The following is a 14,808-nucleotide window of genomic DNA, read 5'->3' as shown; positions in this document are numbered from 1 at the left end:
CGCGGATGTCAGCGTTTGAATTGCAGCAACACGTGCGCTGCCATGCCGCGCGCCAGTTCGGTGTCGCCCAGAAACACAGTGCCCAGACTCTCGCTCTTCAGCAGCGCGGCTTCTTCTTCGTTGTGCGTGCGCAGGATCACATCGATCTCGGGGTTGAGCGTGCGCGCAATCTCCACCATCTTGCGCACGCTCATGGTGTCGGGGATCGTGATCACCAGCACAGCCGCCCGGGCAATGTGCGCCTGTATCAGGACCTCGGGCGTGGACGCATCACCGCTGACAGCCGCGATGCCGTCCTTGCGCAGCGCGTCGACGATCTCCCGGTTTTCCTCGGCTACCACGAAGGGAATGTGTTGCTCGCGCAGCGTCTGCGCGATGCGCTGGCCCACGCGGCCATGGCCGACCAGCACCACCTGGCGGGCCAGCAGCGACTCGTGGGTGGACGCGGGCAACTCGGCCAGCGGGTCGTCGCGTGCTTCCAGCTTGCGGGCGTAGGCCGAGCGCTTGCGCACCCAGGCCTGCAGGGGTTCCACCGCCGAGAACAGCGCGGAGTTGGCGGCGATGGAAATGAGCGCACCCGCCAGCACCAGGCTCTGGCCTTCCACCGGCATCAGCTTCAGCGCCACACCCAGACCCGCCAGGATGAAGGAGAACTCGCCGATCTGCGCCAGGCTCACACCCACCGTGAGTGCGGTGTTGAGCGGGTACCGAAACAGCAGCACCAGCGCAACCGCCGCGAGCGTCTTGCCCAGCAAGATGATGGCGACCACCGCGAGCAGCTTGAGCGGCTCGTTCCACACCACGGCGGGATCGAACAACATGCCCACCGACACGAAGAACAGCACGGCAAACGCATCGCGCAGCGGCAACGATTCGTCGGCCGCGCGGTGGCTGAACTCGGACTCCCGCATCATCATGCCGGCGAAGAAGGCGCCCAGTGCGAAGGACACGTCGAACAGCTTGCCCGCGCCAAAGGCCACGCCCACCGCCACGGCCACCACGCTCAGTGTGAACAGCTCCTGTGAGCCGGTGCGCGCCACCCACCACAGCGCCTTGGGCAGGAGGCGGCGCCCCACCACCAGCATGAGCACGATGAAGGCCGTGACCTTGGCCAGCGTGATGCCCACCGCTTGCCAGATGTCGCTGCCCTGTGTGGCGGCCACGCCCTCGGCCGGTGCAATGACACCGGCCAGCGCCGGCAGCAACACCAGCACCATCACCATGACCAGGTCTTCCACCACCAGCCAGCCCACGGCGATCTGACCGTTGATGGATTTCAGCAGGCCCTTGGCTTCCAGCGCACGCAACAGCACCACGGTGCTCGCCACCGACAGACACAGGCCGAAGACCAGCGAGCCGGCCAGGCTCCAGCCCCAGAAGTGCGACAGGCCGATGCCCAGCAAGGTGGCCACGCCGATCTGCACGATGGCGCCCGGCACGGCGATGCGGCGCACGGCCATGAGGTCGTTGATCGAGAAGTGCAGGCCCACACCGAACATCAGCAGCATCACGCCGATCTCGGCCAGCTGACTGGCCAGTCCCACGTCGGCCACGAAACCCGGGGTGGCCGGGCTGATGACGATGCCCGCCAGCAGATAGCCCACCAGGGGCGGCATGCGCAGGCGCACCGCGATGTACCCGAAGACCATCGCCAGGCCGAAACCCGCTGCGATGGTGGCGATCAGGCTGACGTCGTGCGGCATCGGCGGGGCCTTTCTGCGGATGGGGTGGTGGGTGCTGCTTCCTCCGGTGCGGGCCGGTGTTGCGTTCGATTATGGAGGGCGTACTCGGCGAGCCGCGCAGCGGCCTGCCGAATTCCTGTGCGCCGCTTATCCTCAGAGCCTCACGAAACCCGACCGCCGAGGTGAACGCCGATGCTGGACCTGCTGATCACCCACGCCACCCTGCCCGACGGCCGCACCGACATGGGCGTGGCCGTGCAGGGCGGGTGCATCGTTGAAGTGGCTGCCGGCTTGAACGCACCGGCCCACGAACTGCTGGACGCCGAAGGCCAGTTGCTCACGCCGCCGTTTTGCGACCCCCACTTCCACATGGACGCCACGCTCAGCTACGGCCTGCCGCGCGTGAACCAGAGCGGCACGTTGCTCGAAGGCATTGCGTTGTGGGGCGAGCTCAAGCCCCTGCTGACCGAAGAAGCGCTGGTGGAGCGCGCGCTCGCCTATGGCGACTGGGCCGTGGCCAAGGGCCTGCTGGCCATCCGCAGCCACGTGGACACCAGCGATCCGAGCCTGCTGCCGGTGCGCGCCATGCTGGAAGCCAAGCGACGCATGTCGCCCTACCTCGACGTGCAGCTCGTCGCCTTTCCGCAGGATGGCGTGTTGCGCTCCCCCGGAGGGCTGGACAAGTTGAAGCGCGCACTCGACCTGGGCGTGGACGTGGTCGGCGGCATCCCGCATTTCGAGCGCACGTACCAGGAGGGCACCGCCAGCGTGAAGCTGCTGTGCGAACTCGCCGCCGAGCGCGGCCTGCCGGTGGACATGCACTGCGACGAAAGCGACGACCCGCTCTCGCGCCACATCGAGACCCTGGCCTTCGAGGCGCAGCGCCTGGGCTTGCAGGGTCGCGTCAACGGCTCGCATCTCACCTCCATGCACAGCATGGACAACTACTTTGTTTCCAAGCTGATCCCCCTGATTGCCGAAGCCGGCGTGAGCGCCGTGGCCAATCCGCTCATCAACATCACGCTGCAGGGCCGGCACGACACCTACCCCAAACGCCGTGGCATGACGCGCGTGCCCGAGCTCATGGCCGCTGGCGTGACGGTGGCCTTTGGCCACGACTGCGTGATGGACCCCTGGTATTCGCTGGGCAGTGGCGACATGCTGGAGGTGGCCCACATGGGTCTGCACGTGGCGCAGATGACCAGCCAGGCCGGCATGCGCCAATGTTTCGAGGCGGTGACGACGAACGCGGCGAAGGTGATGGGATTGGATGGCTACGGCATAGCGGCGGGCTGTGATGCCAGCTTCGTGCTGCTGCAGGCACGCGACCCGATCGAAGCGATCCGCCTGCGCGCCACGCGGCTGAAGGTTTGGCGCAAAGGACAACTGCTCTCAGAGACACCACCGACGACCGCGCGCCTGAATTTGCCTGGCCGAATGGACAACTTGCCCAAGCACTGAACCCATGCAACACAACAGCGACGAACGCTTCAAGACCGCCCTGCAGATTGCCGCCATCGTCTGCCTGCTGGGGCTCGTTTCCATGATCTTCCACAAGGCTTTGGCCGACATTTCCCTGGTGTGGCAGCAGCACTCGGGCGGCGATTTCTGGTTGGCGCTCGGGCGTTACCTGTTTCGCAATCTGGCGGGTTGAGCGGGCGGCGCTTTCAACCGGCTTCTGCTGGTCCGGGCGCTGGCGCACAGATGCGGCGGCGCATCGCGGCCAAGCTGGTACGTCGCGTTTTGCTTGACCTGCGTCAACAGCGATGGGCCCGCCCGGGTCCACACTGAAACCCAGGCCAAGACATCCCCTCAAGTCCGCGATCCCTGCGGCGCTCACCGAAAGGCACACCCATGTTTCCAGAGTACCGAGAACTCATCACCAGCCTCAAGGGCAACGACCATCATTTCACGCGCCTGTTCGACCAGCACAACGCGCTCGACCAGAAGATCAAGAACATGGAAGACGGCCTGGAGATCGCGACCAACGTCGAGATCGAAACGCTCAAACGCGAAAAGCTGCAGCTCAAGGACGAGCTCTACACCATCCTCAAAAAAGCCAGCGCTGCCTGAGCCTGCCGGGCTTGTTCAACCGTTTCAGGAGAACCCCATGGCCACCATGATGAAAGCCGCCGTGTTCGTGGAGAAGAACCGCATCGAGGTGGTGGACAAACCCATCCCCGACGTGGGCCCCAACGACGCGCTGATCCGCATCACCACCACCACCATCTGCGGCACCGACGTGCACATCCTCAAGGGTGAGTACCCGGTGGCCAAGGGCCTGACCATCGGCCACGAGCCTGTGGGCGTGATCGAAAAACTCGGCAGCGCCGTGCAGGGTTACACCGAAGGCCAGCGCGCGATTGCCGGGGCCATCTGCCCCAACTTCAATTCGTACGCCGCGCAAGATGGCGCGCCCTCGCAAGACGGCAGCTACCTCATTCCCCAGGGCCTGTGCGGCTGCCACGGCTTCAAGGCCACGGCGGGCTGGCGCTTTGGCAACCTGATCGACGGCACCCAGGCCGAGTACGTGCTGGTGCCCGACGCCCAGGCCAACCTCGCGCCCATTCCCGACGGCCTGACCGACGAGCAGGTGCTGATGTGCCCCGACATCATGTCCACCGGCTTCAAGGGCGCGGAGAACGCCAACATCCGCATCGGCGACACCGTGGTGGTGTTTGCGCAAGGGCCCATCGGCCTGTGTGCCACGGCCGGCGCGCGCCTGCTGGGTGCCTCCACCATCATCGCGGTGGACGGCAACGACCACCGCCTGGGCATCGCGAAAAAGATGGGCGCCGACCTCACGCTCAATTTCAAGAACTGCGACGTGGTCGACGAGATCATGAAGATCACCGGCGGGCGCGGCGCAGACTCGTCCATTGAAGCGCTGGGCACGCAGACCACGTTCGAATCGGCGCTTCGCGTGCTCAAACCCGGCGGCACGCTCTCCAGCCTGGGCGTGTATTCGAGCGACCTCACCATTCCCCTGGGGGCGTTTGCCGCCGGCCTGGGCGACCACCGCATCGTCACCGCGCTGTGTCCTGGCGGCAAGGAACGCATGCGCCGGCTCATGAACGTGGTGGCGTCTGGCCGCATTGACCTGGGCCTGATGGTCACGCACCAGTTCAAGCTCGACGACATCGTGGCCGCTTACGAGCTGTTTGCGAACCAGCGCGACGGCGTGTTGAAGGTGGCGATCAAGCCCTGACCGTGGGTCTCATGGCACGCGGTACAGGGCGCAGAGCTTGTTGCCGTCCGGGTCGCGCACATAGGCCAGGTGCGTGCTGCCCGATGGGCCGCCACGCGGGCCGGGTGCCTCTTCAACCGACACGCCACCGTGCGCCACCGCCGTGTCGTGAAACGCCTGCAACTGCTCGGCTGACGCGCACTTGAAGCCGATGGTGCCGCCGTTGGCGGGACACGCCGCTTCGCCGTTGATGGGTTCGCTCACGCAGAACGACGTGCCTTCGTGGCGAAAGAAGAGCCGCTTGTGGCCCGAGCCTGCCGTGTTTTCCACCGGTTTACCCACGCCGATCGTACCGAGCACCGCGGTGTAGAACTTCTTCGATCGCTCCAGGTCGTTGGTCCCGACCATCACATGACTGAACATCTTGTCTCCTTGCGGCAAAAAATTTTGCAGGCGGATGCTATCGCGTGGTGAGGAGTTGAGTGGGTTGCAAGGGTGACAGCGTCCTGCTGGCTCGGGCGAGCACCACCACGCGCCTGCGCCTAAGGTGCGAGCACCCAGCGGGCCACCTGTTGCACCACATCGGACTCAAGGCCGTTGAAGCCGTGGTAGGCGAACTCTGCACAGGGGTCGCCCGTGTTCTGCCCGCCTTTGAACGACAACAACTCGCGGCGTGTTGTGTTGACCAGCTTCGCCATCAGCGCGGGCGTCTCGGAGAACTGGCAGAGCGAACAGCCGTCCTGTTCGTGGTGAACGACCAGCACCGGAATTCGAATCTTTTCAAGCGGCATGGCCGTCACCGAGCGGCTGCGCTCGTCGGTGACGATGGAGGAGGTCAGGACCACGCCGTCGGGGCCTTCCACGCCGGAAAGTTCCGTGGCGAGGTAGGCGACCGACTGGGTTCCCCGGCTCGTTCCCACGAGCCACACGGGTACCTTGGCGTTCTGCCGCAGCCACGCCACCACGGCCTTGATGTTCCCCGCGTGCTCTGCCGTCTGGCGAAAGCCCGACAGGTAGGGCATGGACTGACGATCGGAGGGGGCATCCACCACCGCGACCACCAGCCCCTGTTCGGCGAACAACTGCCGTGTTCTGACAAGGAAGTTGGTGTTGCCCCATTTCATGGAACCACCAGGCTGGATTTGCAGGCCGCCATGACCTCCCGGCAGCAACACCACGGCCGCCTTGGGATTGGGTGGGGTGAGAACGATCATGCGCTGGGTGACGCCCGGCTGGGTCTGAATGTCCACCACGGCTTGCGTGGTTTGGGCGCTTGCCATGAACGTCAGAGTGCAAACCAGGGTCACCAAGAGTTGCTTCATGGAGAGCATGTTGCGTCCTTTCGGATACCACGTTGAATGGTCGTGGCAAGGCTGGTCATCCCGTCACCGCCCTCAAAACCTCCTCCGCCGTCCCCGGCGCATTCATCCCCTCCGGCGTCCCACCCGCCTGCGCCACCGCATCGCGCAGTGCTTCAAACACGCTGATGGCCAGCATGAACGGGGGCTCGCCCACGGCTTTGCTGCCGTGCACGTTGTCTTCCCGGTTGGGCTCGGGCCAGAGATTCACCTGGAAGTGTTCTGGGATGTCGCCGGTGGTGGGGATCTTGTAGGTGCTGGGGGCGTGGGTTTGTAAATAGCCCCTGTCGTTCCACACCAGTTGTTCGGTGGTGAGCCAGCCCATGCCTTGCACAAAGCCGCCTTCGATCTGGCCGATGTCGATGGCGGGGTTGATGCTGTGGCCCACGTCGTGAAGGATGTCGACCTTGAGCACGCGGCTTTCGCCGGTGAGGGTGTCGATGGCGACTTCGCTCACCGCTGCGCCGTACGCAAAGTAATAGAACGGCCGGCCCTGCATGGTGGTCTTGTCGTAGTGGATCTTGGGCGTGCGGTAGAAGCCGTCGCTCCAGAGCTGGATGCGGTTGGCGTAGGCGGCGTGCACCACGGCGTTGAACGCACGTGTGGTCTTGGGCGTGATCACCTGGCCGGCTTCGAACCGCACGGCGCCGGCGCCGCAGCCGTCGAGCCCTGCCACGAAGGCAGCGAGGTTGTCGCGCACGTGGCGCGCGGCAAACTGCGCGGCGCGGCCGTTGAGGTCGGTGCCGCTGCTGGCGGCGGTGGCGCTGGCGTTGGGCACCTTGCTGGTGTCGGCCGCGGTGGACATGACCTGCTCGAACGGCACGCCCAGTTCGTCGGCCACGATGGCGGCCACCTTGGTGTTGAGGCCCTGGCCCATTTCGGTGCCTCCGTGGTTGACCTGCACGCTGCCGTCGGTGTACACGTGCACCAGCGCACCGGCCTGGTTGAACAGCGTGGCGGTGAAGCTGATGCCGAACTTGACCGGGGTGAGGGCGATGCCTTTTTTGATGATGGGGCTTTTGGCGTTCCAGGTGGCGATCTGCTCGCGGCGTTCTCGGTAGTGGCTGGTTTGGGCCAGCGTGGTCATGAGCGGTTCGAGGATGTTGTCCTCCACCGGCATCTGGTAGTGGGTGACGTTCCTGTCTTCAATGCCGTAGAGGTTGCGCAGCCGCACATCCAGCGGGTCCAGGCCCAGCCTGCGCGCGATGTCGCTCAAGATGCGCTCGATCACGATCACACCCTGGGGCCCGCCGAAGCCGCGAAATGCGGTGTGGCTCTGGGTGTTGGTCTTGCAGCGGTAGCTGGCAATGGCCACGTCTTCCAGAAAGTAGGCGTTGTCGGCGTGGAAGATGGCGCGGTCGGCCACCGGACCGGAGAGGTCGGCTGAAAAGCCGCAGTTGGCCAGCATCTCCAGCTCCAGCCCGCAGAGCAGGCCAGTGGCGTCGAACCCGGCGCGGTAGTGGTAGGCGAAGGGGTGGCGTTTGCCAGTGATCAGGAAATCGTCGTCGCGGTCCAGCCGCAGTTTCACCGGGCGCTTGAGCCGGTTGGCTGCGATCGCAGCCCACACGGCCAGGTGCCCAGCCTGCGTTTCCTTGCCGCCGAAACCACCGCCCATGCGCCGGCATTCGACCGTCACGGCGTGGTTGGCGATGCCCAGCGCATGAGACACCCAGTGCTGCACCTCGCCGGGGTGCTGTGTGCTGGTGTAGACCCACCACTGGTTTTGCTCCAGTGGCAACACATAGGCGATCTGGCCTTCCAGGTAGAAGTGCTCCTGGCCGCCGACCTCGAAGTGGCCTTCGAGCGTGTGGGGCGCGCGCTTCAAGGCGGCGCTTGCATCGCCCCGTTTCACATGCACGGGCGGCAACACGTAGCTTTGCAGCGCGTGGGCTTCGTGCACGCTGATCACGGCGGGCAGGGGCTCGATGTCGAGCTGGACCAGCCTGGCCGCGCGGCGAGCCGTCATGGTGTCGTCGGCCAGCAGCAGCGCCACCACCTGACCGGTGAACTGCACGGTGTCGCTGGCAAACACGGGTTCGTCGTGGCCGAAGGCGGCGAGTACCGGGTCGCCAGGGATGTCGCGCGCATCGACGATGCCGCGCACGCCGGGCAGGGCGAGGGCGGCGGTGGCGTCGATGCCGCGCAGGCGGCCGTGGGCCACGGGGGAGCAGATGGGCGCTGCGTGCAGCGTGCCGCGCACCTCGGGGATGTCGTCGATGTAGGTGGCCCCGCCGGCCACCTGGGCACGCGCGCTTTCGTGGTGGCGCGAGACGCCGGCGGCGCGCGGGCTGTGGGTGGTCAGGGCGGTGAGGGTGTCGGGTGCGTTCATGCCATGGCCTCCATCGAAACCGATTCGAGGTTGATCGCCTGAAGGCCCTGGCCTTCCAGCCAGAAGCGCTGCAGCAGGTTGCCCAGCACGGCCTGGCGGTAGGCGGCGCTGGCGCGCATGTCGGAGATGGGCTGGAACTCGTCGCGCAGCACGGTCATGGTGGCCATCACGGTGTTGGCGTTCCAAGGCTGGCCGAGCAAGGCAGCTTCGGTCTGGCGGGCGCGCACGGGTGTGGCGGCCACGCCGCCTGCACCGATGGAGATGGAGCTGACCTTGCCACGGTCCAGCGTCATGCGGATGGCCAGGCAGACAGCGGAGATGTCGTCGTCGAAGCGTTTGCTGATCTTGTAAACCTTCATGGTTTCGTCCGCCCTCGGCCGCGGCACCTTGATCCAGCACAGCAACTCATCCGCCTTCATCACATGGGTGCGGTAGCCGGTGTACAGGTCTTCCAGCCGCAGCTCGCGGTGCACCACCGCCTTGCGCCTCAAATCCCACCGCATCAGCACGACGCTGGCGCCCAGCGCGATCAGCAGCGGCATGCTGTCGCCGATGGGCGAGCCGTTGGCCACGTTGCCGCCCAGCGTGCCCGAGTTGCGCACCGGCAGGCCGGCGAAGCGCTGGGCGAAGGTCTTGAGCTGCGGGCGCTCGGTCACCAGCGCGGCGTAGGCCTGGTGCAGCGACACCGCCGCGCCAATGGCGATGTGGTGCGTGTAGGTTTCCACGCGGCGCAGTTCTTTGGCGGCGGTCACGTCGAGCACCTGGGCAAAGCGCTTGTGCAGCTTGGTCACCCACAGACCCACGTCGGTGCAGCCTGCCACCACCTGGGCTTGGGGGTGGGCGGCGCGCGCCTGCAGCAGGCTTGTCAACGTGGAGGGTCGCAGGAAGTTCTGTTGTGTAGCGGCGGGCAGGCGCTTGAGCGCCGCGAGCACGCCTGCCTCGTCCACTTTGCAGCCCGCGGGCAGCGGCAGGCTGCCCATTTGCTGTGCTGCATCGAGGATGGGCCGGTAGCCGGTGCAGCGGCACAGGTTGCCCGAGAGGTCGGCGGCCGCCTGGGCGCGGTCGATGCCCTGGCCGCCCTGGGAGTTTTGGTACATGCTGAACAGGCTCATGACGAAGCCCGGCGTGCAAAAGCCGCACTGGCTGCCGTGGCACTGCACCATGGCTTCTTGCGCTGGATGCAAGCCCCCACGCTCCGCCGCTGGCGCGGGTCGCTGCCCGCCGGGGGGGCTGACCCCGCCTTGGGGCGGCCCGGCGGCGGTGTCGTCCTGCGCCCCGATGTCTTCCACCGTCCACACCGCCATGCCCTGCACCGAATGCGCCAGCCGGATGCAGCTGTTGATCGCCTTGTATTGCAGCTGCCCGCCCACCGCCTCGCCCAGCACCACGGTGCAGGCGCCGCAGTCGCCTTCACCGCAGCCCTCCTTGGTGCCGGTGCAGGCCAGGTCTTCGCGCAGCACCTCCAGCAGGGTGCGGTCGGGCGGTACGTTGTCCAGCGTCACGGCCTGGCCGCGGCGCCAGAAAGTCAGGGGTTGGGGTGAAATCAGGGGGGTCATGCGCATCAGCATACGCCGGGCCTCGTGGCACAACATATGCTCGGTCATATGTTGAAAATGCCGAAACCACCACCCCACCGACACTGACCTGGGTATGAAATACGTGTCGATGTTCGACAAGATTGATCTCCACCTGATCCGCGTGTTGCACACCGTGCTCACCGAGCGCAGCGTTTCGCGCGCGGCGCTGCGCATGGGCATGTACCAGCCGGCGGTGAGCGCGGCCCTCAAGCGCCTGCGCGAGCTGGCCGGGGACCCCTTGTTGGTGCGTTCGGGCTCGGGCATGGTGCCCACCGTGGCCGGTTTGCGCATGATCGAGCCGGCGGCGGACATCCTGCGCAGTGCAGAGGTGCTGTTTTCCGATGCGCGCAGCTTTGACCCGGCCACCGCCCACCACACCTTCAGCCTGGCCGCCAGCGACTACCTCGACCCGTTTTTCTTGCCGCAGCTGGTGTCGCAGCTCAAGAGCGCGGCACCTCACTGCCCGATCGACATCCACCCCCTCTCGCGCGATTCCGATTACCGCAACCACCTGGCCCAGGGCACGGTGGACGTGGTGATCGGCAACTGGGCGCAGCCGCCCGACGACCTGCACCTGGGGCGCCTGTTTGGCGACGAGGTGGTGTGCCTGGTGTCCAGCCAGCACCCGGCCGCGCGCCGGGGCTGGGACGTGGAGGCCTGGCTGGGCGCCGAACACATTGCACCCACGCCCACCCACCCCGGCGCGCGCGGCTTCATCGACGACCACCTGGCCACCCTGGGCATGGTGCGCAACATCACGGCGCGCTGCCCGCATTTCGGCTTGATCCCGGCCATGGTGGCCGGCAGCCTGCTGGTGTTGACCACCGGGCGACAGTATTGCGAGCGGTTTGTGGGCACGCTGCCGGTGCAGGTGTTGCCGTGCCCGGTGCCGTTCCCCCGCATGATGTATTACCAGCTCTGGCACGAGCGCACCCACGCCTCGACGGCCGGGCGCTGGCTGCGCGAGCAGATCAAGGGCGTGGCGGCTTCCCTGCGCCGACTGGAGCCCGAGCCCGTTGCCGGCGGCAACCCTTCTCAAGACGCATCCGCATGACCACCACCCGACTCCAGCTCAGCGGCATCACCAAGCGCTACCCCGGCGTGGTGGCCAACAGCGGCATCTCGCTCACCGTGCAGCCCGGCTCGGTGCACGCCGTGCTGGGCGAAAACGGCGCCGGCAAATCCACCCTGATGAAGATCATCTACGGCTCGGTCAAGCCCGACGAAGGCACCGTCACCTTCAACGGCCAGCCGGTGCACATCCGCAACCCTCAGGAGGCGCGCGCGTTGGGCATCAGCATGGTGTTCCAGCACTTCAGCCTGTTCGACACGCTCACCGTGGCCGAGAACGTGTGGCTGGGGCTGGACAAGAGCCTGAGCCTGCCCGAGGTGAGTGCGAGCATCACCGCCAAGGCCACCGAGTACGGGCTGGACATCGACCCCTCGCGCCCGGTGCACACACTCAGCGTGGGCGAGATGCAGCGGGTGGAGATCATCCGCGCGCTGCTCACGCGCCCGCAGCTGCTCATACTCGACGAACCCACCTCGGTGCTCACGCCGCAGGCGGTGGAGAAACTGTTCGTGGTGCTGCGGCTGCTGGCGGCGCAGGGCTGCAGCATCCTCTACATCAGCCACAAGCTGCACGAGATCCGCGAGCTGTGCGACGCCTGCACCGTGTTGCGCGGCGGCCAGGTCACCGGCGTGTGCGACCCGCGCCAGGAGAGCAACGCCTCACTCTCGCGCCTGATGATCGGTGCCGAGCCGCCGGCGCTGAACGTGCGCGAGCTGCACGCCGGCGCGCCGGTGCTGGAGGTGAGCGGCCTCACGCTGGCCAGCGACGACCCTTTCGGCACCCACCTCGCCGACATCGCGCTCACGGTGCGCGCGGGCGAGGTGGTGGGCATTGCGGGTGTGTCGGGCAACGGGCAGAGCGAGCTCTTGTATTGCCTGTCGGGCGAAGACACGCGCGCGCCGGCCCGCAGCATTCGCATGGGCAGCCACGACGTGGCGCGCCTGAGCCCGGGCAAGCGCCGCGCGCTCGGCCTGCACTTCGTACCCGAGGAACGCCTGGGGCGCGGCGCCGTGCCCACGCTCTCGCTGGCGCACAACCTGCTGCTCTCGCGCAAAGACGCGCTGGGCGCGGGCGGCTGGATCAGGCTGGGGGCCTTGAAGAAACAGGCGGCCGAGGTGATCGCGCGCTACAACGTGAAAGCCAGCGGGCCGGAGGCGGCAGCCAAATCGCTCTCGGGTGGCAATTTGCAGAAATTCATCGTGGGCCGAGAGATCGAGGCCAAGCCCAAGCTGCTCATCGTCAGCCAGCCCACATGGGGTGTGGACGTGGGCGCGTCGGCGCAGATTCGAGGCGAGATCCTGGCGCTGCGCGACGCGGGCTGTGCGGTGCTGGTGGTGAGCGAAGAGCTCGACGAGTTGTTCGAGATCAGCGACCGGCTGCACGTGATCGCCAAGGGGCGCCTGTCGCCGAGCCTGGACCGCAAGGACGCCACCATCGAGCGCATCGGCGAATGGATGTCGGGCCTCTGGGACGACCCACAGAACAACAAGAAGGAGACCGCCCATGCTGCGGCTTGAAGTCCGACCCCAACCGTCCAAAGGCTGGGGCTACGCGTCGCCGCTGCTGGCGCTCGCCATCACGGTCGTCATCGGCGTGATCCTGTTCGCCGTGCTCGGCAAAGACCCGGTGCGCGGCCTGCAGGTGTTTTTCTGGGAACCGATCAAGAGCACGTATGCGCTCTCCGAGCTCATGGTCAAGGCCACGCCGCTCCTGATCATCGCGCTCGGTCTGGCCGTGTGTTTCCGCTCCAACGTGTGGAACATCGGTGCCGAGGGCCAGTACATCCTGGGTGCGATCTTCGCGGCGGGTGTGGCGCTCACCGCCGACAAGACCACCGGACCCTGGATCGTGCCGGCGGTGCTGGCGGCCGGGGTGATCGGGGGCATGCTGTGGGCCGGCCTGGTGGCGCTGCTGCGCGACCGCTTCAACGCCAACGAGATCCTGGTGAGCCTGATGTTGGTGTATGTGGCCATCCAGGTGCTCAACTTCCTGGTCTACGGGCCCTGGAAGGACCCGCTGGGCTACAACTTCCCGCAGACCAAGACCTTTGAGTCGGTCACGCAGATACCCAAACTCATCCAGGGTTCGCGCGTCAACATCGGCCTGCTGCTGGCGCTGGCGGGTGTGGCGGCGGTGTGGGTGTTTTTGTTCCGCACCTACGCGGGCTATGCGCAACTCGTCGGGGGTCTGGCGCCTGCGGCGGCACGCTACGCCGGTTTTTCGTCGCGCAAGGCGCTGTGGACAGCCTTGCTGGTCTCGGGTGGAACGGCCGGTCTGGCTGGTGCGCTGGAGGTGGCCGGGCCGATCGGTCAGCTCACGCCATATGTGCCGGCGGGCTACGGCTTCGCCGCCATCATCGTGGCCTTCGTGGGCCGCCTGCACCCGGTGGGCATCGTGTTCTCGGCCATCCTCATGAGCATGTTCTACATCGGGGGCGAGCTCGCGCAGTCGCGCCTGGGGCTGCCGAAATCGATCACCGGGGTGTTCCAGGGGCTGCTGCTGTTTGCCTTGTTGGCCTGCGACACCTTGATCGCTTACCGACTGGTCTGGAAAAAATAACTCAACGGGACCGCACGCCATGGAATCCATCGCACTGCTCTTCGCCGCCTCGCTCAACGCCGGCACCGTGCTGGCCATTGCCTCGCTGGGCCTGCTGATCAACGAGAAAGCCGGCATCGTCAACCTGGGCGCCGAAGGCATGATGCTGTGCGCCGCGCTGGCCGGCTTTGCCACCGTGGTGCACACCGGCAGCACGGCGCTGGGCTTTGTCGCCGGCATGGGGGCGGGCGCACTCCTGGCGGCCATCTTCGGGGGCCTGGTGATCTGGCTCAACACCAACCAGTACGCCACCGGCCTGGCACTCAGCCTGTTCGGCGCCGGCTTCTCGGCCTTTGCCGGCTCGCGCTATGTGCAGGAAAAGCTGCCCGAGCAAAGCCAGTACGCCATTCCCTTCCTGTCCGACATTCCTTTGCTGGGCTCGGCGCTGTTTCGCCACCACCCCATGGTCTATGCCTGCGTGGCGCTGGTGTTCGGCCTCATCTGGTTCCTCTACCGCACGCGCGCCGGTCTGGTGCTGCGCAGCGTGGGTGAGAGCCCGGAGTCGGCCCATGCGCTGGGGTATCCGGTGCGGCGCATCCGCCTGATGGCCGTGATGGCCGGTGGTGCGCTGTGTGGACTGGCTGGGGCCTACGTGTCCACCGTGTACACGCCGCTGTGGGTGGAGGGCATGATCGCCGGCAAGGGCTGGATCGCGCTGGCCCTCACCACCTTTGCCACCTGGCGCCCGGCGCGCGTGTTGCTTGGTGCGTACCTGTTTGGTGGCGTGACCATGTTGCAGTTTCACCTGCAGGGCATCGGCGTCAACGTGCCCAGCCAATTTCTGACCATGATGCCGTACCTGGCCACCATCGTGGTGCTCGTGCTGATCTCGCGCAACCCGACCTGGATCCGCATCAACATGCCGACTTCCATCGGGAAGCCGTTTTATCCGGGCGCATAATTTCAAGCCAACTTTCTTGAAAAATCCGCCTGCGCAGATACCCTACGGGGTGAGGCTGAACTCGTTTTCCGTTTCCGTTCCACCACCCTCCCAACCTTGAGGTT

The 14,808-nt window shown here is 66.3% G+C and carries 13 protein-coding genes; 8 read left to right on the top strand and 5 right to left on the bottom strand.

Annotated elements, in window-relative coordinates; translation table 11 throughout:
- Positions 1–8 precede the first annotated feature (8 nt).
- Complete coding sequence (ybaL, locus tag F9Z44_RS15860) at positions 9–1,703, bottom strand: YbaL family putative K(+) efflux transporter (RefSeq protein ID WP_159607702.1); 1,695 nt, start codon at positions 1,701–1,703, stop codon at positions 9–11.
- 171 nt (positions 1,704–1,874) lie between these two features.
- Here ybaL and F9Z44_RS15855 point away from each other — a divergent pair, with 171 nt between their 5' ends.
- The 4 genes from F9Z44_RS15855 to F9Z44_RS15840 all read left to right on the top strand — a co-directional run bounded on the left by F9Z44_RS15855 (position 1,875) and on the right by F9Z44_RS15840 (position 4,890).
- Positions 1,875–3,143, top strand: a complete 1,269-nt coding sequence (locus tag F9Z44_RS15855; protein WP_159607701.1) for an amidohydrolase family protein — start codon at positions 1,875–1,877, stop codon at positions 3,141–3,143.
- A 4-nt stretch (positions 3,144–3,147) separates the two neighbouring features.
- Complete coding sequence (locus F9Z44_RS15850) at positions 3,148–3,336, top strand: hypothetical protein (RefSeq protein ID WP_159607700.1); 189 nt, start codon at positions 3,148–3,150, stop codon at positions 3,334–3,336.
- Positions 3,337–3,536: 200 nt separating this feature from the next.
- Positions 3,537–3,755, top strand: a complete 219-nt coding sequence (locus tag F9Z44_RS15845) for a YdcH family protein (RefSeq protein ID WP_159607699.1) — start codon at positions 3,537–3,539, stop codon at positions 3,753–3,755.
- Between the two features lie 37 nt (positions 3,756–3,792).
- Positions 3,793–4,890, top strand: a complete 1,098-nt coding sequence (locus tag F9Z44_RS15840) for an NAD(P)-dependent alcohol dehydrogenase (protein ID WP_159607698.1) — start codon at positions 3,793–3,795, stop codon at positions 4,888–4,890.
- 9 nt (positions 4,891–4,899) lie between these two features.
- Here the strand turns inward: F9Z44_RS15840 and F9Z44_RS15835 are convergent, their stop codons facing one another.
- From F9Z44_RS15835 to xdhA, 4 genes are all read right to left on the bottom strand, one after another.
- Positions 4,900–5,292 (bottom strand): VOC family protein, encoded by a 393-nt coding sequence (locus F9Z44_RS15835; protein WP_159607697.1) that lies wholly within the window; start codon positions 5,290–5,292, stop codon positions 4,900–4,902.
- A gap of 119 nt (positions 5,293–5,411) precedes the next feature.
- Entirely contained in the window at positions 5,412–6,200 is a 789-nt protein-coding gene (locus F9Z44_RS15830) for an alpha/beta hydrolase (protein WP_236574161.1), read from the bottom strand.
- A 46-nt stretch (positions 6,201–6,246) separates the two neighbouring features.
- On the bottom strand, positions 6,247–8,556 hold the full coding sequence (xdhB, locus tag F9Z44_RS15825) for a xanthine dehydrogenase molybdopterin binding subunit (protein ID WP_159607696.1): 2,310 nt from the start codon (positions 8,554–8,556) through the stop codon (positions 6,247–6,249).
- Positions 8,553–10,112, bottom strand: a complete 1,560-nt coding sequence (xdhA, locus tag F9Z44_RS15820) for a xanthine dehydrogenase small subunit (RefSeq protein ID WP_159607695.1) — start codon at positions 10,110–10,112, stop codon at positions 8,553–8,555. The genes xdhB and xdhA overlap by 4 nt, the downstream gene beginning before the upstream one ends.
- Positions 10,113–10,206: 94 nt before the next feature.
- Here xdhA and F9Z44_RS15815 point away from each other — a divergent pair, with 94 nt between their 5' ends.
- The 4 genes from F9Z44_RS15815 to F9Z44_RS15800 are packed head-to-tail and all read left to right on the top strand — an operon-like array spanning position 10,207 to position 14,704.
- A complete protein-coding gene (locus tag F9Z44_RS15815; RefSeq protein ID WP_159607694.1) occupies positions 10,207–11,187 on the top strand; it encodes a LysR family transcriptional regulator in 981 nt (326 codons plus the stop codon).
- The gene (locus tag F9Z44_RS15810; RefSeq protein ID WP_159607693.1) at positions 11,184–12,722 is read left to right on the top strand and encodes an ABC transporter ATP-binding protein; all 1,539 of its coding nucleotides are present in this window, start codon (positions 11,184–11,186) and stop codon (positions 12,720–12,722) included. The genes F9Z44_RS15815 and F9Z44_RS15810 overlap by 4 nt, the downstream gene beginning before the upstream one ends.
- A complete protein-coding gene (locus F9Z44_RS15805; protein ID WP_159607692.1) occupies positions 12,709–13,764 on the top strand; it encodes an ABC transporter permease in 1,056 nt (351 codons plus the stop codon). Before F9Z44_RS15810 ends, F9Z44_RS15805 begins: the two co-directional genes overlap by 14 nt.
- Before the next feature lie 19 nt (positions 13,765–13,783).
- Positions 13,784–14,704 (top strand): ABC transporter permease, encoded by a 921-nt coding sequence (locus F9Z44_RS15800; protein ID WP_159607691.1) that lies wholly within the window; start codon positions 13,784–13,786, stop codon positions 14,702–14,704.
- Positions 14,705–14,808 lie beyond the last annotated feature (104 nt).

The sequence above is a fragment of the Hydrogenophaga sp. PBL-H3 genome, assembly GCF_010104355.1.
Lineage (GTDB): Bacteria > Pseudomonadota > Gammaproteobacteria > Burkholderiales > Burkholderiaceae_C > Hydrogenophaga.
The sequence above is the reverse complement of the archived record's forward strand: the minus strand, read 5'-3'. Positions and strand labels throughout refer to the sequence as shown.